This window comes from Acidocella sp. (assembly GCF_028687955.1).
Lineage (GTDB): Bacteria > Pseudomonadota > Alphaproteobacteria > Acetobacterales > Acetobacteraceae > Acidocella.
Window position 1 is genome coordinate 1 of the sequence record NZ_JAQTZC010000041.1, and the last position, 20,214, is coordinate 20,214.

The following is a 20,214-nucleotide window of genomic DNA, read 5'->3' on the forward strand; positions in this document are numbered from 1 at the left end:
TCAATTGTTGATTCAGGCTAACCACCTACCTATCCTGGTATGACGCAATTCGTGGCGCTCGCGCCCAAGAGCCTTAAACGGATACTCCAGGACTATGCCGCCGGTTCTCCCTGAACCGGCAGCGTGTCCTGCGTCGCCAGCAAATCTGTTGCCTGCGCGATGACTTCCTACAGCTCCGCCACATCCGTCCCCTTGGCGACAATCGCGACCCCCCAGCCGGCCTCCCGGCGGAACGGATAGCTGCCAATATCAACCGCCGGGAAGCGCGCCTGAATCTCCGAAAGCGCCGCGGCGATACTGCCTTCCATCACACCCATGGCGTACACGGTACGCATCTCGATCGGCGCCCCGCGCGGTAGTTCCGGCTCCAGCGCCATCATCATGGCCTGCATAATTCTCGGCACCCCGGCCATGACATGCACATTGCCGATGCTGAAGCCCGGCGCCAGTGACACTGAATTGGCAATGGGCTTCGCGCCGCGCGGCATCGTCGCCATGCGCTGCCGGGCGGCGTTGAATTTTTCGCCCATGCGCTCGCGCATCTGCTCGAAGGTCGGGGCATGCGGCTCCCACGGCACGCCAAAGGCCGCCGCTACACATTCACTGGTGATATCGTCATGCGTCGGGCCGATGCCGCCGGTAGTGAGCAAAACATCGTAGGCGGCGCGCAATTCGTTCACCGCGCCGATAATCCGAACCGGCACATCCGGAATCACCCGGACCTCTTGCAGCTTTATACCCAGCTCCGCCAACCGCCTGGCAATGAAGCGGACATTCTCATCCTGCGTGCGTCCAGAGAGAATTTCATTGCCAATGATCAAAATCGCGGCGGTGGGATTACTCATAAAAAATCTCTCAGCATGGGGATCAGCGGCCTGTCGGCCGGCGGCATAGGATATTCCACCAGGCGCTCCGGCGCCACCCAGGCCAGGGCCTGGCCCTCCCTGGGGTGAGGCGTCCCATTCCAACGGCGGCACAAAAACACCGGCATCAGCAAATGGAAGTTCTCATAAGGGTGCGAGGCGAACACAAACGGCGCAAGATCACTTGCGGCGGCCTCAATCCCCAGCTCCTCGCGCAGCTCGCGCACCAGCGCCGCCTCCGGCGTCTCCCCGGCTTCCACCTTGCCGCCCGGAAACTCCCACATCCCCGCCATCTTTTTCCCTTCCGGGCGGCGGGCAAGCAAAATCCGTCCCTGTGCATCAATCAGCGCCACGGCGACCACCAACAGCACGGCGTTTTTTTTCGGCACAGCCGCCGCGGGCGCCTCGCGTTCCAGCGCAAAATGCTTCACCGGCAGTTTTTGCCCCGGCCGGCACATAAAAACCTGCCCCCCCTTGCCCGACGGCAAAAACCCAACCCGCTGCAGCAAAGCGGCGGAGGCATCGTTATCCGCCGCCACCGTGGCTGTGAGCCGCATGATCGCAAAAGCGGCAAACGCCCATTCCACCAACCGGCGCGCCGCTTCCAGCCCGTAACCCTGCCCCCAGAAAGCGCGGCCCAGCCAATAGCCCAGATCGGCTGCTTTATGGCCCTTGCCCATGCGCAGCCCGGCGCAGCCGATCATCTCCCCCGTGGCCTCATCCACCAGCGCGAACTGTTCGGCCCTGCCTGCCAGCCGGTCGGCCGCCGCCGCCGCGATCCACGCCGCCGCGAGATCCGCCGGATACGGAAACGGTGCGTCAGGCAGCCTGCGGCAAATCTCCCAATCGTTGATCAGCCGGTGGAACACCGCCACATCCTCCGCCGCCAAAGGGCGCAGGGTGAGGCGTGAAGTACGCAGCAATGGCCCCGCGAGGGCCTGTGTATCTGGCATCAGCGAATCGAGGAGGTCTGGCATGTCCCGCCAAGATTAGCGCGCAGTTGATCTTCCCGCCAGGACTCGGCAACGATACCACGCATGAACGCTGAAACTGATATTTTTACCCAAGCGATGTCCCGCATCGGGGCCAAGGCCCGCGCCGCCGCCGCCATTCTGGCCCGCACGCAGGCGCAGGCCCGCAACCAGGCTCTCACCCAGGCCGCCGCGGCTCTGCGCGCCGCCGCGCCGCAAATCCTCCAGGCCAACGGGCGCGACATGCAGAGTTTTTCAGGCACCTCCGCCTTTGGCGACCGCCTGATGCTCAACCCCGCCCGGATGGAGGCGATGGCCCGCGGGCTGGAAGAGGTTGCCGCCCTGCCAGACCCGCTTGCCCGCACCCTGGCGCAATGGACCCGCCCGAACGGCCTGGTCATCAGCCGGATCGCCCAGCCGCTCGGTGTACTGGGCATGATCTATGAGAGCCGCCCCAATGTCGGCGCGGACGCCGCCGCCATCGCGCTCAAATCCGGCAACGCCATTTTGCTTCGCGGCGGGTCGGAGAGCTTCTATTCCGCCGGCGCCATCCATGCCGCCATCACCTCCGGCCTGCGCGCCGCCGGCCTGCCCGATGATTGCGTGCAGATCGCCCCCAGCACGGACCGCGGGTTCGTCGCCGCCATGCTCGCTGCTTCCGGCTTTATCGACCTCATCATCCCCCGCGGCGGCAAATCCCTGGTCGAGCGCGTGCAGCGCGACGCGCGGGTGCCCGTCCTCGCCCATGCCGAGGGCCTCAACCACACCTACATCCACGCCGCGGCTGACTTTGAAATGGCGCGCAGCATCCTGGCCAATGCCAAAATGCGCCGCACCGGCATCTGCGGCGCCACTGAAACACTACTTCTGGACGCCGCCATCGCCCCTACCCTGCTGCCTCTGCTCACCGCAGATCTAGCAGCCCTCGGGTGCGGCTTCCGCGCCGATGAAAAAGCCCGCGCCATTGTCACATCGCTCCAGGCCGCCACCGCGCATGATTTCGACACCGAATGGCTCGATGCCGTCCTGAACATCAAAATTGTCGAAGGCGTCGAGGAGGCTCTCACCCACATCACCCGACACGGCAGCGAACATACCGACGCCATCATCACGCAGGACAGCGCGGCGGCGGAATATTTCCTGAAGAACGTCAGCAGCGCGGTCAGCCTGTGGAATGCCTCCACCCAGTTCTGCGACGGCGGAGAATTCGGCTTCGGCGCGGAAATCGGCATCGCCACCGGGCGTATCCATGCGCGCGGCCCGGTCGGGCCCGAGCAACTCACCACCTTTCGGTACGTAATCCGCGGCACCGGGCAGGTGCGCCCCTGATCCCGCGGTTCGGCCACCGCTACGCCCTGCGCGTCGGCCTGCTCGGCGGCTCGTTCAACCCGGCGCATGAAGGACACCTGCACGTCGCGCGCCAGGCCATGGTCCACCTCGGCCTGGACCAGCTCTGGCTCATGGTCTCCCCCGGCAATCCACTGAAGCCCCAGCGCGGCATGGCGCCATTCGCGGCCCGCCTCGCCACCGCGCGGCGCCTTGCCGACGGGCGGCGGATCATCGCCACCGGCATCGAGCAGCAGCTAGGCACGCGCTACACCGCCGACACCATGAGAGAAATCTCGCGCCGGTTTCCCAGCATAAAGTTTGTCTGGCTGATGGGGGCCGACAACCTGCGCCAATTGCCGCTCTGGAAAAATTGGCTGCGTATCGTCCACACCATGCCGATGCTGGTCCTCCCCCGCCCCGGCGCCACCCGGAGCGCCCTGGCCAGCCCGGTGGCGGCACGTTTCAAGAAAGGTCGCCTTCCGGCGCGCTCTGGTCTATGTCTGGCGTCGGCAGCGGCACCCTCTTGGATTCTGCTCCCGGTGAAGGAGCATCCCGCCTCTGCCACCGCCTTGCGAAATACCATTGAAGGAGCACTGCCATAGTCCGCCCACCCGCACGCAAGCCGGCCCCCCGCAGCACCACCGCCGCCGCCCCGCGCAAGCGCACCCCCAAACCCGCCCCGGCGGAATCCCTACCCGCCATGCCCGGCACGCCGCGCAAAAAAGCCAGCATTGCCGGCCCACGCCGCAAAAAAGCCGAACCAAAAGTCACCGGGCCTGAGTTGGACCGCATGCAGGCGGTCATCGTCAGCAGCCTGGAGGATGACAAAGCGGAGGATGTGGTCGCCATCGACCTCGCCGGCCGCGCCAGCTTCGCTGACCGCATGGTCATCGCCACAGGCCTCGCTGACCGGCAGATTTCCGCCATGGCAACGCATTTGAACGAGAAACTGGTGGAAGCCGGCTTCAAAAAAACCCGCGTGGAGGGTGCCGGCGGCACCGACTGGGTGCTGATCGACGCAGGGGACATCATCGTCCACCTCTTCAAGCCGGAGTCGCGCACGCTCTATGCCCTGGAGAAAATGTGGAGCTCCGAACTAGACGAAGACGGCGGCGAAACGGAGGCCTGATTGCGGCTGATCGCCATCGGCAAATCCAGCGCCAGCGCGCCTGAATCCGAGCTGCTGCGCCGCTATGCCGCACGAATAAAACCAACGCTCAGCCTGGTGGAACTTCAGGATGGCTTTGGCAACCCGGCCGAGATCAAGCGCCGGGAAGCCTTAACCATCCTGAACACCATCAAACCCGATGAATTCGTCATCGCGCTGGACTCCGGCGGCGTGGCCCCAGGCAGCCCCGAACTGGCCAAACTTCTCGCCAGATGGAGCGAGCAAAGCAAAAAGCTGGCCTTCGTCATCGGCGGCGCGGAAGGGCTGGACGCCGTCGTGATCTCCCGTGCCGGGGCCCGGCTCAGCCTTGGCAACCTCACCTGGCCGCATATGCTGGTCCGCCCCATGCTGGCCGAGCAGATCTACCGCGCGCAGATGATTACCGCCGGCCATCCCTACCACCGCGCCGGGCGGCCCTGAGCCTGTAAAAATGCACGCCCCCCTTGGTAAAGCGGTGCCGGATTGCCTATTGATACCAACCATACCGCGTCATTGAGGAGCCGCCATGCCTACCAAACCCGTAGCACTTGTCATTCTCGATGGTTTCGGTTGGAACGAAAACCCGGAAAACAACGCCATCGCCCAGGCGAAGCTCCCTAATTTTGACCGTCTGTGGGCAAACGCGCCGCATGCCTTTCTGCGCACCAGCGGCCTCGCCGTTGGCCTGCCTGAAGGGCAGATGGGCAACTCCGAGGTCGGGCATCTGAACATCGGCGCCGGGCGTGTGGTGATGCAGGAACTCCCGCGCATCGACACCGCCATCGCCGACGGTTCACTGGCGAAAAACCCCGCGCTTCTGGCCTTCATCGCGGCGCTGAAGCAAACCGGCGGCACCGCGCATCTCATGGGCCTGCTCTCCCCGGGCGGCGTACATTCCCACCAGGATCAAGCCGCGGCCCTGGCCAAAATCCTGCACGGCGCGGGCCTCCCTGTCATCATCCACGCCTGGATGGACGGGCGCGACACCCCGCCGCAATCCGGTGCCGGCTACCTCTCGGCGTTCGAGGCCGCCATCGCCGGCCACGCGCATATCGGCACCATCTGCGGCCGTTACTACGCCATGGACCGCGATAAACGCTGGGAGCGCGTGCAGCGCGCCCACGACCTCATCGTTTCCGGCAAGGGCGAGGCGTTCGCAACCGCCGCCGAGGCCATAAAAGCCAGCTACGCCGCCAACCTGACTGATGAATTCCTGCTTCCAGCCCGCATTGGCGCCTACGCAGGCATGCGGGAGGGCGATGGTATCCTCTGCTTCAATTTCCGGGCTGACCGTGTGCGGGAAATCCTGACCGCCCTGCTGGACCCCTCCTTCAATAGCTTCCCCAGGACCGCGCCAAAACTAAGCGCCGCCACCGGCATGACCGCCTATAGCGACGCGCTGGCGCCCTTCATGCAGACGCTCTTTTTGCCCGAACGGATGGACGACCTGCTCGGCGAGGTCGTCTCGAAAAAGGGCCTGAAGCAGATCCGCATGGCCGAGACGGAAAAATACCCTCACGTCACCTACTTCTTCAACGGCGGCCGGGAAGAGCCCTACCCCGGCGAAGACCGCATCATGATCCCCTCCCCCAAGGTCGCCACTTACGACCTCCAGCCGGAAATGTCGGCCGCCGAACTTGCCGCCAAGGCCGCCGCCGCGATCAAAGAGCGCAAATACGACCTCATCGTGCTTAACTTCGCCAACCCGGACATGGTCGGCCACAGCGGCATCCTCAGTGCCGCGATCAAGGCCGTGGAAGCCGTGGACGCCGGGCTGGGCGTCATCGCGGACGCCATCGCCGCCCAGGGCGGCGCCCTGCTGGTCACCGCCGACCACGGCAATTGCGAAATGATGTACGACCCAGAGACCCACGGCCCGCACACCGCGCACACCACCAATCCGGTGCCGGTTCTGTGCGCGGGCGCGCCCCCGGGCGCCAAATTACACGACGGCATCCTGGCTGATATCGCCCCCACGCTCCTGGCTTTGCTAGGGATTGAACAGCCCGCGCTGATGAGCGGCCAATCGCTGATCAGTTGAAACGCCTCGCCGTCCTTTGCGTGCTCGCAACACTCTGCCCCGCCCTCACTCTGGCGGGGCAGATTGACCACAACAGCCAGCTGCGCAACGCGCGCGCCGCGCTGGAGGCAAAACGCGTAGCCGAGCAGGCCGCCCATGCACGTGAACAGGCCGATGCCGCCAAGGCCGCTTTGCTCGTACAGCAGCAGGTCGCCGCGGCGGCGGCGCTGCGCCAGCTAGAAACCCAGACCAGCCAGGACGCGCAGCAACTCGCCAGCCTCCAGGCGGCACAGGCCGCCACCGGCCAGCGCCTGGCCACCGCCCAGGCCGCGCTGGCAAAACTGCTTCCCGTCATGCTCCACCTTGAGACCCAACCCGCGGCCACCATGCTGGCCGCGCCGCAATCACCGCAGGATGCGGTCCGGGGCATCGCCGTCATGCAGGGCGTGGCCGGCGCCATCGCTACCCAGGCGCAGAACGTCAAAAGCCAAACCGCACAACTTGCGGTTCTGCTGGCGCAGGCCCAGGCCTCCCAGGCGCGGCTGAACACCGCCGCAACCACGCAAGCCCGCGCCGAGGCCGCACTCACCGCCCAGATCAACGCCGCGAAAGCCACTGAAATGGCCGACGCCGATACCGCGGCACGCGCCACCGAGGCACGCCTCGCCGCGGAACGCAAATTGAGCAGCATCGCTGAGGCGGTTGCCAACCTGATGAAACACACCCCCGCCGCCCAACCCGCCAGCCTGCCCGCGGGCACCGGCGGCGCCCCGGTCGCCGGGCAAATCGTGCAGGCCTTCGGCGCCCCCACGCCCGCTGGCCCCGCCACGGGCATCAGCTATGGCGCGGCACCGGGCGCGCGCGTCACCACACCATGCGGCGGCACGGTTTTGTTTGCAGGTCCTTTTCCGGCCTACGGCCTCATGCTCATCGCCAATTGCGGTGGCGGCAACAGCATCGTCCTGGCCGGCATGCACCAGCTTGACGTCGGCACAGGCCAGCACCTCACGCGCGGCCAGCCGGTTGGCTCCATGCTGGCTTACGACCCGGCCGACCCCGCGCATCAGCCAATTCTTTACATGGAATTAAGACGAAACGGCGCGCCGGTGAATCCGGCGGCCTGGCTTTCCGGTAACGGGTCTGGATAATCACCCGAGTATGCTATCTAATGTTCCGGCGGAGTGTTCCGGTTTGGTTTTAAGGAAATATCGTATGCGGTTGCGTAGCGGATTAATGCTGAGCGGGATTTTCATGGCGGGCCTCGCCATCGGGACGGTGGCGCAGCCTTTGCACCATGCCATGGGTCAGAACACCTCCGAGGACAGCACCTACCAGCAGCTTTCTCTGTTCGGAGACATACTGACCCAGGTTAAAGAAAATTATGTCGTCGACCCGCCGTCCGACAAGCTGATCTACAATGCCGTCAACGGCATGCTGGCCGGGCTGGATCCGCATTCAAACTACATGAATCAGCAGCAATACGCCGACATGCAGGTTCAGACCACCGGCCAGTTTGGCGGACTCGGGCTTGAGGTCACCCAGGCAAGCGGCTTCCTCAAGGTCATCTCCCCGATTGACGGCACACCCGGTGCGCGCGCCGGCATCAAGCCCGGCGACATCATCGTTGAAATCAACGGCCAGTCGACCGACGGCCTCGGCCTTGACGAGGCCGTCAGCAAAATGCGCGGCGCTCCGGGAACCGAGATCACCCTCACGCTCAAGCGCAACGGCGTCAGCACACCGGTGCGTGTTACCCTGACGCGTGAAATCATCAAAATCCAGGACGTGAAAGACCGGATCTTCTCAACGCCCGCCGGGCAGATCGGCTATATCCGGCTCGACAGCTTTGATGAAAACGCCGGCCGGCATATTCAATCGGCGGTGAAAACCCTCGAAAAACAAGCTAACGGCAACATCCATGGCTATATCCTGGATCTGCGCGACAACCCCGGCGGCCTGCTCGATCAGGCCGTCGCCGTCAGCGATGATTTCCTCAACTCCGGAGAAATTGTCTCCACCCATGGCCGCCACGCGCAGGACGACGCGGTCTGGTATGCCCAGCAGGGCGATATCACCAATGGCGCGCCCATCGTCATCCTCACCAACGCGGGCACCGCATCCGCGGCTGAAATTGTAACCGCCGCCCTGCAGCAAAATCGCCGCGCCTTGGTCCTGGGGACCAAGACCTTCGGCAAAGGCTCCGTGCAAACCATCATGCCGATCGACAATGAAGGCGCTCTGCGCCTCACCACAGCGCTCTATTTCACCCCTTCGGGCAAATCCATCCAGGGCTACGGCGTTACCCCGAACGTTACTGTATCTGACACACGCACGCCCCAGGATGCTTTTGCCCAATTGCGTGAGACCAACCTACTCAACTCCTTCGCGAACCCAACCCGGCAATCAACGCTTCCCCTGCCTCCGGCCCCGCCGCTGCCAGCCGTCGCGAGCACGATTCCCAACAAGCCCCCTGCCAACTGGCCAGCGTTTGACCCAGCCAACCCGGCCACCGATTTTCAGCTCCAGATGGGCCTCAAGCTCATCGCCGCGATGTCGCCTCCCAAAACAACAACCGCCGCCAACTGAACCGGTCTGATCGCGCATGACTGATTGGATGTCCCTGCCTTACCGGATGAACGTGGGCGCGGTGCTGTTCGGGCCAGATGGCCGCGTGCTGGTCGGCCGGCGCGCCGGCGTGGCAAATGCCGCATGGCAGTTGCCGCAAGGCGGAATTGACGAGGGAGAAGACCCGCAGACGGCGGTTTTGCGCGAGCTTCTGGAGGAAATCGGCACCGCCGACGCCGATATTCTGAGCGAACACCCAGGCTGGTTGCAGTATGACTTCCCCAAAAGCCTGCAACGCAAAACCTGGCAGGGCCGCTACCGCGGACAAAGCCAGAAATGGTTTGCCTTGAAGTTTCTGGGACAAGACTCCGATGTCCGGCTGGATGCCCACACCCACCCTGAATTCGACGCCTGGAAATGGGTGCCACTCGCCGAACTGCCCAGCCTTGCCGTCCCCTTCAAACGGGAAATTTACGAAACCCTGGCGCGCGATTTCGCATACCTCGCACATCCTTAATATAATTTCATAATTACAGGAGTCCTTCATGCTGAAATTGACCGCCTCCGACGGGCACAAGTTTGCGGTTTTCGAGGCCGGCAATGTCAACGCGCCACGCGGGCTGATCGTTCTGCAAGAAATTTTCGGCGTCAACGCACATATGCGTTTAATTTCCGAGCGTCTGGCCGGGTTTGGCTACCGCGTCATTTGCCCGGCGGTGTTTGACCGCGCGGAACGCGGAGTCGAGCTTGGCTACGAACCAGAGGACATCAAAAAAGGTATCGACCTGCGGAGCCAAATCCCCGAATCCGCGGTTCTGGCTGATATTTTAGCCACCGCCTCAGCCTTTGGCGGCAAACCGGTTGGCATTATCGGCTACTGCTGGGGTGGCTCGCTGGCCTGGCTGGGGGCAACCAAAAGCACGGCTTTCAAGGCCGCCATCGGCTGGTATGGCAGCGGCATCGCCGCGCAACGGCACCTGAGGCCCAACTGCCCGGTCCAGCTGCATTTCGGCGCGGAGGACAAAGGCATCCCCCTCTCCGATGTCGAGTCGATCAAAGCCGCGCGGCCAGAAGTCGAGATCTTCGTCTACCCCGGCGCACAGCATGGGTTTGGTTGTGAGGCGCGCGCAAGCTACAACCCTGCCGATAGCGAGCTAGCCGAACTCCGCAGTTTGGCGTTTTTTGCCGAACATCTGCGTTAATCGCCCGGCAAAACCCCCGCATCACGAAAATTGGCAGTGCTAACCTTGCACATTTCATTCTGTGCTCAGACGGCCGCCTAAATGTCATAAAACTGCAACCGAACCCCCGTCGCCTTTGTCACATTGTTCAATTATTGCGAGGACCATGCGGGGTGATCCCGCTATCCGATAGGGCTCTCCACTCGGGGACATCACAAAAGGAACGTGAACGTGAAACTTAGCACCAAACTGCGCAACTCCGGCGCCGCCGCTCTTGCTCTGGCCGTCGCCCTGGGCGCGGCCAGCACCGCTCATGCCGCCACCACGCTGGTTGAGACCGGCTCCAGCCTGCTGTACCCGCTGTTCAACCTCTGGGTCCCTGACTTCACGGCCGCCAACCCTGGCATCCAGCTCACCACCACCTCCACCGGTTCGGGCGCCGGCATCGCGCAGTCCATCAAGGGGCTGGTGCAGATCGGCGCCTCCGATGCCTATCTCTCCGATAACATCGTCAAGAAAAATCCCGGCATGCTGAGCATCCCGCTGGCCATTTCCGCGCAGGCGATCAACTTCAACCTGCCCGGCCTGAACGACAAGAACATCAAGTTGTCCGGCCCGATCCTGGCTGACATCTATTCCGGCAAGATCACCATGTGGAACGACAAGGCGATCAAGGCCGCCAACCCCGGCGTTAAGCTGCCCGCACATGTGATCATCCCCATCCACCGTGTTGACGGTTCGGGCGATACCTTCATCTTCACGCAGTATCTCTCTGACTCGACTCCCGCCTGGGCCCACACCGTTGATTACGGCACAGCCGTCTCCTGGCCGGCTGTCACCGGCGGGATCGGCGCCAACGGCAACTCCGGCATGGTCTCCGCCGCCGCCGCCAACCCCTACTCCATCGCCTACATCGGCGTCAGCTTCTCCGATCAGGTCGCCAAGGCTGGCCTCGGCGTTGCCAAACTCAAAAATGCCGATGGCAACTATGAGCTGCCCACCGCCGCCACCGTCGGCACCGCGGCGGACAGCATCGTGACCCAGACCCCGCCCGACGAGCGCATCAGCATGATCTTCGCGCACGGCGCCAATGCCTACCCGATCGCCAACTATGAATATGCGATCATCAACACCGCGCAGCCGAATGCTGAAACCGCAACCGCGGTCAAAACCTTCCTGAACTGGGCGCTGACCTCCGGCAACGACATGAAGTACCTCTCCCAGGTTCACTTCCTGCCGCTGCCCGCCGCGATCGTGACTCTCTCCAAGACCCAGATCGCGAAAATCCACTAATTTTCAAAAATGCCCCTTCCGGCCCTGGCCGGGAGGGGTTTTTGTTTCTAATCATCGGTGGACCATGAAAATCCGGCCCTTTCGTTTGTCCCTGCTTGGTTTGAGCCTGTTCATTCCTGCCGCACTTTGCGCGGTTGTTTTATTTCTGATCATCTACTCAGGGCAGGCAATCGTTTTCAACGGCCTTGGCTTTCTCTCCCGAATCACCTGGAATTTGGGCAATCTCTATAGTGACCCCGTGACCATCAACGGAATCCAGATTCCCCTCGGCGCCAATTACGGCATTCTGGTCTTCATTATCGGCACCTTGGCCTCTTCGCTCATCGCCATTCTCATCGCCGTGCCACTCAGCGTTGGCGCCGCCATCTTCCTGGCCGAGGCCGTGCCCGAGCTGGAACGCTCCCGCCCGCGCTGGATGCCTCCCATCCGCCCGGCTCTCTCCATGCTGGTGGAGCTCGTGGCCGTGGTTCCCTCGGTCGTCTTCGGCCTCTGGGGGGTTGCCGTTCTTGTTCCCTTCATCGGAAAATATCTCGCCCCTTCCGGCAGCGGCTACGGCCTGCTCGCGGCCAGCATCGTCCTGGCGTTGATGATCACCCCGATCATCGCCACCACCCTGCTGGATTCGCTGATGCAAATCGGGATAGAAAATCGTGAATCGGCCTTCGCGCTCGGCGCCACGCATTTCGAGGTGGTGTCCAAGGTCATGCTGCCCATGGTCCGCACCACGCTCATTGGCGGCATCGTCCTGGCACTTGGCCGTGCTCTGGGCGAGACCATGGCCGTCCTCATGGTCTCCGGCGGCGCCATCAACATCCTGCCCACCAGTGTGTTCTCCCCGGTATCCACCATCGCCTCGTTCATCGTCAGCCAGTTGGACAGCGCCGAGTCGGACCCGACCAACATGGCCGTGCGCTCGCTCGCGGAAATCGCACTGGTGCTGTTCGTCATCACCCTGGCGGTCAACGCCACCGCCAAACTGCTTACCTCGGGGGCGCTCAGTGTCCATAACCATAAATAACCAACCCCGTTTCCAGGCGTTGGCGCTGCGCCGGGCGATTATCAGCCATATCGGGTGGATCGCCTGCGGCCTCGGCCTGCTTCTTGTCATCGGCCCATTGCTGGACATTGTCGGCGTGGTCGCCTTCAACGGGATCTCGGCCTTCTCGCTCGAACTTTTCACGACCACGACCAACGGCACCGCCGGCGGCCTGCTCAACGCGATCGAGGGCACACTCGTCATCTCGGCGGGCGGCATGCTCATCGCCGTCCCCATCGGCGTTGGCGCCGGTATCTATCTCGCCGAATACGGCAGCAACAAGCTGGGCAACATCATCCGCTTTTTGTCGGACGTGCTAACCGGCACCCCCTCGATCGTACTCGGCTATTTCTCCTACATCGTCTTTGTCACCACCCTGGGCTGGGATTTCTCGGTACTGGCCGCCGCCATCACCATCGCCATCCTCATCGTACCCTACCTCGCCCGCATCACCGAGCTGGCCTTACGCCAGGTTCCCAACACCATGCGCGAAGCTGGCTTCGCCCTCGGCGCCAGCGAACCCGCCGTCGTCTTCAAAATCGTGCTGCCGGGCGCCACCTCCGGCGTCGTCACCGGCGCGCTGCTGGCATTGGCAATTTCCGTGGGCGAGACCGCGCCGCTCATCTACACCGCCGGCTGGTCCAATTATCTCTGGAACGGCAAGCTCACCAACGCGCCCATCGGCTACCTCACCTACGTCATCTGGACCTTTATCGACCAGCCGGACGCCCGATCCCACGCGCTGGCCTTCGCCGCCGCGTTCCTGGTCATGCTGGTCGTCCTCGCGATCAATATCGGCGTGCGCCTGATCATCCGCCGCACCAAGCTCACCTGATCCCAATGCCCGCCGATGATGACTTCAGCTCCCCCCGCGGCGGGGCAGAGCTGAAGTCATCGCCCCCTATACCGAGAAATACTTAGCCCTGGAATTCAGCACCACAATCGCACTCGTCGATTGTTCCGGGTGCAACTGATATTCATCGGACAGCGAGACACCAATCCGCGCCACATCGAGCAGGCGCAGCAGCTGCTCCTGATCCTCCAGTTTCGGACAAGCCGGATACCCAAACGAATAACGCGACCCCCGATAGGATTGTTGCAGCAGCTTCTCCATATCCCGGTCATCCTCGGCGGCGAACCCAAGCTCGGCGCGAATCCGCTTATGCGTATATTCCGCCAGCGCCTCCGCCATCTCAACTGAAAGGCCGTGCAGATATAAATAATCCTGATACCGGTTGGCTTCGAACCATTCACGCGCCACTTCCGAGGCGCGCTGCCCCACGGTGACAACCTGCAACCCGATGACATCGCGCACGTCATCATCCACGTCCCGGAAAAAATCAGCGATACACTCGCCATCCTCCTTAGGCTGCCGCGGCAGGCTAAAGCGCGCCACCTCTGTCCTGCCGTCCTCGGCAAACACAATCAGATCATTCCCCTGGCCTGCCGCCTTCCAATAACCATAGACCGCCTGAGGCTTCAAAATCTGCTCCGCTTCACAAAGATCGAGCATCCGCTTCATAACCGGCCGCAACTCCTGGCGCGCCCAGGCCAAAAACTCCTCAAGCGACTTGCCTTGCTTGCGGAATCCCCATTGAAACTGAAACAGCGACCGCTCGTTGATAAACGGCACAATCGCCTTCGTCGACGCCTCAATGGTCTTGCTCCCCCAGAACGGCGGGGTCATCACCGGCTCGCCCCGCGTCAGGCGCCGCCGGCGGGCCTGCACAGCCCCAATATCCACCGGCGCAAACGCCGCCGCATCCGCCTCGCCCAGCTTGCGCTTGGTGTTGCGGGCCTTGCCTTTGCGCTTGGACTGAATGACGGCAAGATAATTGTCGAAATCATTGCCGGTCACTTTATCCATCAGGTGCAGCCCGTCGAAGGCATCGCGCGCATAGGCAACCCGGCCAGACGAATAGGCCGCCACGCAATCCTCTTCCACATAGTTGCGCGTCAGCGCGGCGCCCCCCAGCATCACCGGAATCTCCAACCCCTGGCGGGACATTTCCTCAAGATTTTCGCGCATCACCACGGTGGACTTCACCAACAGCCCGGACATGCCAATCGCATGCGCCCTGTGCTCCTTCGCGGCCAACACCATATCCGCCAGCGGCACCTTGATGCCAAGGTTAATCACTTTGTACCCATTGTTGGTCAAAATAATATCGACGAGGTTTTTCCCAATATCGTGAACATCGCCCTTCACCGTGGCAAGCACCATGATGCCGCGTTCCTCACCGGCCACGCGCTCCATCATCGGCTCCAGATACGCCACCGCCGCCTTCATCGTCTCCGCCGACTGTAAAACGAACGGCAACTGCATCTTGCCCGCGCCGAACAGCTCGCCAACCACCTTCATGCCCTCCAGCAGAATGTTGTTGATGATATCCAGCGGCTTGTTGGTCTTGAGCGCCTCGTCAAGCTCATCGCTCAGCCCCTTGCGGTCACCGTCCACAATGCGGTCCTTCAACCGCCCTTCAACCGTCTCGGCACGCTTCTTCTTGGTTGCATCTGCCGCCTTGCGGTCCGCAAAAATTTCCAGAAGCTTTTGCAGTGGGTCATAACCCTCCGCCCGGCGGTCAAAAATCAGGTCCTCGCAAACCTTCACCTCCTCCGCCGCGATCAGGTGCAGCGGGCGGATTTTCGACACATGCACAATCGCGCCCGTCATCCCCGCGCGCACCGCATGATCAAGAAACACCGAGTTCAGCACCGCGCGGGCCGCTGGATTAAAGCCGAAGGAAATATTGGAAAGGCCCAGAATAATCTGAATATCAGGGAACGCATCCCTGATCATCTTGATCCCCTCCAGCGTCCACTGCCCCAGCTTGCGGTCATCCTCATTGCCGGTGGCAATCGTGAATGTCAGCGGGTCGATCAGCAGATCGCTCTGCGGCAGGCCGAATTTATTGCACGCGAAATCCACCAGACGCGCGGCAATCCGCAGCTTGTCCTCAGGCGACTTCGCCATGCCCACCTCGTCGATGGTCAGCGCGATCACCGCCGCGCCGAACTTCTTCGCCAGCTTCAACCGTTCCGTGGCATGGCCCTCGCCATCCTCAAAATTGATCGAGTTGATAATCGGCTTGCCGCCATGCAGCTTCAACGCCGCCTCGATCACCGGGGTCTCCGTCGAGTCGATCACCAACGGCGCATTCACCGAGGAGGTGAAGCGCGTAATCACCTGATTCATCTCGGCAATCTCGTTACGGCCGACAAACGCCGTGCAGATGTCCAGCGCGTTGGAGGCTTCGGCCACCTGCTCGCGGCCCATCGCCACGCAACCGTCCCAATCGCCGGTTTCCTGCAATTCGCGCCATTTTTTCGAGCCATTGGCGTTGCAGCGCTCACCGATTGAAAAATAGCTGTTCTCCTGGCGCAGCGGCACGGCGCCATACAGGCTGGCAACCGAGGGCACCCAGAAATATTTACGCGCCATCGGTGCCGGGCGCGGGTTGCCCAGCCGCTTGAGCATCGCATCCAGCGCCTGGATATGCGGGATGCTCGTGCCACAGCAGCCGCCAACCAGATTCACCCCGTCCTCGGCCACAAAACGCTCAACCCAGCTGGCCATCTCAGGCCCGCCCAACGGATAATTCGTCTTGCCATCCACCAGCTCCGGCAATCCGGCGTTGGGCTGCACGGAAATCAACCCCGGCCAGTTCTGTGAGAGATAGCGCACATGCTCGGCCATCTCCTGCGGCCCGGTGGCGCAGTTCAGCCCCATCAGCGGCACGTCAAGCGCGTTAATCACCGTGGCCGCCGCCGCGATATCGGGCCCCACCAGCAGCGTGCCCGTGGTTTCCACCGTCACCTGCACAAAAATCGGAATCCCCGAGCCAGCCTTTGTCAGGGCGCGCTTTGCCCCATTCACCGCGGCTTTAATCTGCAAGGTGTCCTGGCAGGTTTCAATCAGAATCGCATCCACCCCGCCCGCCAGCAACCCCTGGGACTGCACAAACAGCGCCTCTTCCAGCGGGTCATAGGCAATATTCCCCAGGCTCGGCAGCTTGGTTCCCGGCCCGATGCTGCCAACCACATAGCGGGTACGCCCGTCGGCAAAGCTCTCCGCGGCCTCGCGCGCCAGCTCACCGGCAATTTTATTGATTTCGAACGCCCGGTCCTCAAGCTCAAACTCGCCCAGCGTAATCGGCGAGCCACCAAAGCTGTTGGTCTGCACCATGTCGGACCCGGCCTCAAAATAGCCGCGATGAATATCGCGCACGAGATCCGGCCTGGAGAGGTTCAGCACCTCCGTGCAGTTCTCCTTGTCCCAATAGTCTTTTTCGACATCAAGCGTGAGCGCCTGCACGCGCGATCCCATGCCGCCATCGCAGAGCAGGACATTACGGGCGAGGGCTTCTAATAAATTTGGTCTGGACATGCTTGTCAGATACACCGGATTGCCCCCAAGTCCAGAGAATGCACAATGTAATGCACATGCAAATTCCAGTTTTATGCGGGGGCAGCCCCGCCGCCACCGACGCTATATTGCTGGAAGAAGGTCAGAACCCGCCAAAACAGGGCTATATCGCCCGCTTCGCCCTGGCAAAACCCGGGCATTTCCCCGGTTGTTTTTGCTGCGCCCCGCGTGGACCCGCCGCCGCCGCCCTCGGGCAACTCTTCCGGGACCGGGCAACCGGCAAGGCGCCTTATTTCAACCGGCTGGTGGTTCTGGCTTCCCCTGCCGGCGAAGCCGCGGTGCGCGCAGCCCTCGCTGAGGATGTCCTCACCCGCGCGCGCTTCAAATTAAAGCTGGATGACGTGCGATGAAATCTCCGGTTCCCGCCGTTCCCGCACCGCCTCACGCCGTTCAAACAAGATGGTGAACCACCTTCTGCTCCGGGGCCGCTCAACCGGCTTCACGCCCGCAGAATGCGCGGCCAACGCCATCGCCATCATCGTCACCCGGTACGCGGCATCGGGATTACGCTTGAATAAAGCCCTGATGATTGCGTCCGCCTCGACATCCATCGGCGGCTGTTCCCCGCCGACGGCGCGACCGATGAATTCGATGATGGCTGTATGTTCCTCGCGTGTCACAGGGTAACTAAACAAGGCAATCAAGCCGCCGCGCAAGGCACAAAAATGTGAATGAAGGAGATTTCACCCAGCGGATGGGCTACGAACAGACTGGTACACAACACGGGTGATGCCCTCACGGCTAAAGCGCTCCACCTCGGCCATGCCAATCGAGCCCAGCACCATCCGGGAGGCGAAATTATCCTCCCGCGCCACCGCGACCACACGGCTCAGCCCCGCCACGCCATGCGCGTAATTCAACGCCATCCCGGCCGCCTCGCTCGCCAGCCCAACCCCGCGGGCCTCCGGCCAAAAGGCGAAGCGCAACGCAACGCCCCGGCCATCCGGCCGATGCATCAGCCCCGTCACGCCTAAAAATTTTCCCCGCAGCGCGCGCACGCTCCACATGCCATAACCAAAGCGGCCCCAGTCCTGAATATCCTGCGCCAGCTCCTCGGCAACCTGCACAGGGCCTCTCACCCCGCCCAGCATCTGCGCAAACGCCCGCGGATCACCCTTCAACGCGACCAGATCCCGCAAGTCCCAATATCCGACCGGCGTCATCCGCAAACGCCCCGTCACCATGGACCAAGCCGATAATGCGGTCATGCCAACGGGCTTTGCCGGCTCACACCCATGCGCGCTCCCGTTGCGGCTACCGGGTCAGCGGCCGGTATTTAATCCGGTGCGGCTCGGCGGCATCCTGGCCCAGGCGGCGGCGCTTGTCCTCCTCATAGGCCTGGAAGTTCCCCTCGAACCACTCGACATGGGAATCCCCCTCAAACGCCAGAATATGCGTGGCCAGACGGTCAAGGAACCAGCGATCATGCGAGATGATAACGGCGCAGCCGGGAAATTCCATCAACGCCTCTTCCAGCGCGCGCAGGGTATCCACGTCCAGATCGTTGGTCGGCTCATCGAGCAGGATGACATTGGCTTCCGTCTTCAGCATCTTCGCCAGATGCACCCGGTTGCGCTCACCGCCGGAGAGAATCCCTACTTTCTTCTGCTGATCCGAGCCTTTGAAATTGAACGCCCCCACATAGGCGCGTGAGGCAACGGTGCGCTTACCCAGATGAATCACATCCGTGCCGCCCGAGATTTCCTCCCAAACGTTTTTATCCGGGTCCAGCGAGTCGCGGGACTGATCGACATAACCAAGCTTCACCGTTTCACCGATCTTCAAAGACCCGGAATCAGGCTTATCAAACCCGGTGATCATCTTGAACAACGTGGTCTTGCCCGCCCCGTTGGGCCCGATCACGCCGACAATGCCACCAGGCGGCAGCTTGAAGTTAAGCCCATTGATCAACTCACGGTTGCCAAAGCCCTTGCAAAGGTCAATCGCCTCAATAACCGTTCCGCCCAGGCGCGGGCCTGGCGGAATAACGATTTCCGCCACCCCGGTCGCCAGCTCCTGCGATTTCTGCAGCATTTCCTCATAGCGCTGAATACGGGCGCGCGATTTCGTCTGCCGGGCCTTTGGCGAGGAGGCAATCCAGTCCTGCTCCTCGGCCAGCGCGCGCTGGCGCGATGACTCTTCCTTCTCCTCCTGGGCCAAGCGCTTGCGCTTCTGCTCCAGCCAAGCCGAGTAATTGCCTTCATACGGATAACCGCGGCCCCGCTCGATCTCCAAAATCCAGTTGGTCACATTGTCCAGGAAGTAACGGTCATGGGTGATGAGAATAACGGTGCCGGTATAGTTCTGCAGCGTGCGCTCAAGCCAGGCCACGGATTCCGCGTCGAGATGGTTGGTTGGCTCATCGAGCAGCAGCATATCCGGCTTTTCCAGCAGCAGCCGGCACAACGCCACACGGCGGCGCTCCCCGCCGGAAAGCGGGCCAACCGGAGCATCCGGCGACGGGCAGCGCAGCGCGTCGAGCGCGATCTCAATGCGCCGGTCGAGGTCCCAGCCATCCTCAGCGTCGATCTTTTCCTGCAAGCTCGCCTGCTCGGCCAGCAGCGCGTCCATCTTCGCATCATCCATCGGCTCGGCGAATTCTTCCGAAATGGCGTTGAAACGGCCCAGGGCGCCGCGCAATTCGGCAAATGCCTCCGCGACGTTCTCGCCCACGGTCTTGTTCGGGTCGAGATGCGGCTCCTGCGCCAGATAGCCCACGCGCGCGCCTTCCGCCGCCCAGGCCTCGCCACCAAACTCCTTGTCGATCCCGGCCATGATCTTCAGCAACGTGGACTTACCCGCGCCGTTCACGCCCAGCACGCCGATCTTCACACCCGGCAGGAACGAAAGCGTGATGCCCTTGAACACCTCCCGCCCGCCCGGAAAAGCCTTGGTGAGATCTTTAATGACATAAACATATTGATAAGCGGCCATCTTTCTGAATTCCTTGGGTAATTTATGCGATTTTCAAGTTGTGCGGGAGTTGTGCAGATCGAAAATGCAATGATCTCTGCTGCCGAACGGCTTCGATAGCCATCGCGCGGGCCGGAGGCCCTTCAGCGAGGTGCCCGCCAGGGGGCGGGTTTGACGAGTGGATCCACATGGCGCCGGTATTGGCACAACTCCGGTCCCAGTTACAGGCCTTGATCGGCGCCTCAAACTCAGCCTAAATCCGTGCGCGAGAAATCTTTCCCCTTATAGAGAAGCGGGATGCCTTGTACCTTGGCGCAGGCGTAAGAAAGGCAGTCGGCTAGATTGAGCTGGGCAGGATGGCCCCGGCCTGTGCCATAGTCGGCGAACGCTCTCACGGCCAGACTAGCGGTTCTGGCATCCATTGGCACCAGCGTGACACCCGCCTCGATCAAGAGTTCCTGAATTCTGAG

The 20,214-nt window shown here is 62.4% G+C and carries 19 protein-coding genes and 1 pseudogene; 13 read left to right on the forward strand and 7 right to left on the reverse strand.

The genetic code is table 11. From position 1 onward, the window contains the following. Window positions 1-92 precede the first annotated feature (92 nt). Window positions 93-845: pseudogene (locus tag PHE40_RS06940) on the reverse strand (competence/damage-inducible protein A). Continuing rightward, complete coding sequence (gene mutT, locus PHE40_RS06945) at window positions 842-1,840, reverse strand: 8-oxo-dGTP diphosphatase MutT (protein WP_299959960.1); 999 nt, start codon at window positions 1,838-1,840, stop codon at window positions 842-844. The pseudogene PHE40_RS06940 and the gene mutT overlap by 4 nt, the downstream one beginning before the upstream one ends. Before the next feature lie 60 nt (window positions 1,841-1,900). On the opposite strand from mutT, the gene PHE40_RS06950 reads away from it, so the two are divergent. The 12 genes from PHE40_RS06950 to pstA all read left to right on the forward strand — a co-directional run bounded on the left by PHE40_RS06950 (window position 1,901) and on the right by pstA (window position 13,240). Continuing rightward, complete coding sequence (locus PHE40_RS06950; protein WP_299959962.1) at window positions 1,901-3,163, forward strand: glutamate-5-semialdehyde dehydrogenase; 1,263 nt, start codon at window positions 1,901-1,903, stop codon at window positions 3,161-3,163. After that, complete coding sequence (locus PHE40_RS06955) at window positions 3,163-3,765, forward strand: nicotinate-nucleotide adenylyltransferase (protein ID WP_299960010.1); 603 nt, start codon at window positions 3,163-3,165, stop codon at window positions 3,763-3,765. Before PHE40_RS06950 ends, PHE40_RS06955 begins: the two co-directional genes overlap by 1 nt. Before the next feature lie 98 nt (window positions 3,766-3,863). Beyond that, window positions 3,864-4,292 (forward strand): ribosome silencing factor, encoded by a 429-nt coding sequence (rsfS, locus tag PHE40_RS06960; protein WP_299959965.1) that lies wholly within the window; start codon window positions 3,864-3,866, stop codon window positions 4,290-4,292. Continuing rightward, the gene (locus PHE40_RS06965) at window positions 4,293-4,751 is read left to right on the forward strand and encodes a 23S rRNA (pseudouridine(1915)-N(3))-methyltransferase RlmH (RefSeq protein WP_299959968.1); all 459 of its coding nucleotides are present in this window, start codon (window positions 4,293-4,295) and stop codon (window positions 4,749-4,751) included. An 85-nt stretch (window positions 4,752-4,836) separates the two neighbouring features. After that, window positions 4,837-6,351: a 2,3-bisphosphoglycerate-independent phosphoglycerate mutase gene (gpmI, locus tag PHE40_RS06970; RefSeq protein ID WP_299959971.1), complete on the forward strand. Its 1,515-nt coding sequence runs from the start codon at window positions 4,837-4,839 to the stop codon at window positions 6,349-6,351. Beyond that, window positions 6,348-7,478, forward strand: a complete 1,131-nt coding sequence (locus tag PHE40_RS06975; protein ID WP_299959974.1) for a murein hydrolase activator EnvC — start codon at window positions 6,348-6,350, stop codon at window positions 7,476-7,478. Before gpmI ends, PHE40_RS06975 begins: the two co-directional genes overlap by 4 nt. Window positions 7,479-7,563: 85 nt before the next feature. Further along, window positions 7,564-8,916 carry a S41 family peptidase gene (locus PHE40_RS06980; protein WP_299959977.1) on the forward strand — a complete coding sequence of 451 codons (1,353 nt, stop codon included), beginning with the start codon at window positions 7,564-7,566 and terminating at the stop codon, window positions 8,914-8,916. Window positions 8,917-8,932: 16 nt separating this feature from the next. Further along, window positions 8,933-9,412 (forward strand): RNA pyrophosphohydrolase, encoded by a 480-nt coding sequence (locus tag PHE40_RS06985; protein WP_299959979.1) that lies wholly within the window; start codon window positions 8,933-8,935, stop codon window positions 9,410-9,412. Between the two features lie 28 nt (window positions 9,413-9,440). Next, on the forward strand, window positions 9,441-10,097 hold the full coding sequence (locus PHE40_RS06990; RefSeq protein WP_299959982.1) for a dienelactone hydrolase family protein: 657 nt from the start codon (window positions 9,441-9,443) through the stop codon (window positions 10,095-10,097). Window positions 10,098-10,307: 210 nt separating this feature from the next. Then, window positions 10,308-11,369 carry a phosphate ABC transporter substrate-binding protein PstS gene (gene pstS, locus PHE40_RS06995; protein ID WP_299959984.1) on the forward strand — a complete coding sequence of 354 codons (1,062 nt, stop codon included), beginning with the start codon at window positions 10,308-10,310 and terminating at the stop codon, window positions 11,367-11,369. Window positions 11,370-11,469: 100 nt separating this feature from the next. After that, entirely contained in the window at window positions 11,470-12,387 is a 918-nt protein-coding gene (gene pstC / locus PHE40_RS07000; protein WP_299959987.1) for a phosphate ABC transporter permease subunit PstC, read from the forward strand. Window positions 12,388-12,406: 19 nt separating this feature from the next. Then, entirely contained in the window at window positions 12,407-13,240 is an 834-nt protein-coding gene (pstA, locus tag PHE40_RS07005) for a phosphate ABC transporter permease PstA (RefSeq protein WP_299959990.1), read from the forward strand. A 66-nt stretch (window positions 13,241-13,306) separates the two neighbouring features. Here the strand turns inward: pstA and metH are convergent, their stop codons facing one another. Further along, a complete protein-coding gene (gene metH / locus PHE40_RS07010) occupies window positions 13,307-16,792 on the reverse strand; it encodes a methionine synthase (protein ID WP_299959992.1) in 3,486 nt (1,161 codons plus the stop codon). Window positions 16,793-16,848: 56 nt separating this feature from the next. On the opposite strand from metH, the gene PHE40_RS07015 reads away from it, so the two are divergent. Further along, window positions 16,849-17,181 (forward strand): hypothetical protein, encoded by a 333-nt coding sequence (locus tag PHE40_RS07015; protein WP_299959995.1) that lies wholly within the window; start codon window positions 16,849-16,851, stop codon window positions 17,179-17,181. Here the strand turns inward: PHE40_RS07015 and PHE40_RS07020 are convergent. The 4 genes from PHE40_RS07020 to PHE40_RS07035 form a co-directional block, all read right to left on the reverse strand. Continuing rightward, a complete protein-coding gene (locus tag PHE40_RS07020; RefSeq protein WP_299959998.1) occupies window positions 17,158-17,487 on the reverse strand; it encodes a hypothetical protein in 330 nt (109 codons plus the stop codon). The two genes, PHE40_RS07015 and PHE40_RS07020, sit on opposite strands and share 24 nt — an antisense overlap. Before the next feature lie 27 nt (window positions 17,488-17,514). Continuing rightward, window positions 17,515-18,039, reverse strand: a complete 525-nt coding sequence (locus tag PHE40_RS07025; RefSeq protein ID WP_299960001.1) for a GNAT family N-acetyltransferase — start codon at window positions 18,037-18,039, stop codon at window positions 17,515-17,517. A 46-nt stretch (window positions 18,040-18,085) separates the two neighbouring features. Further along, window positions 18,086-19,765: an energy-dependent translational throttle protein EttA gene (ettA, locus tag PHE40_RS07030; protein WP_299960004.1), complete on the reverse strand. Its 1,680-nt coding sequence runs from the start codon at window positions 19,763-19,765 to the stop codon at window positions 18,086-18,088. A 227-nt stretch (window positions 19,766-19,992) separates the two neighbouring features. Continuing rightward, a partial coding sequence (locus PHE40_RS07035; protein ID WP_299960007.1) for a type II toxin-antitoxin system VapC family toxin occupies window positions 19,993-20,214 on the reverse strand: 222 nt, incomplete at its 5' end.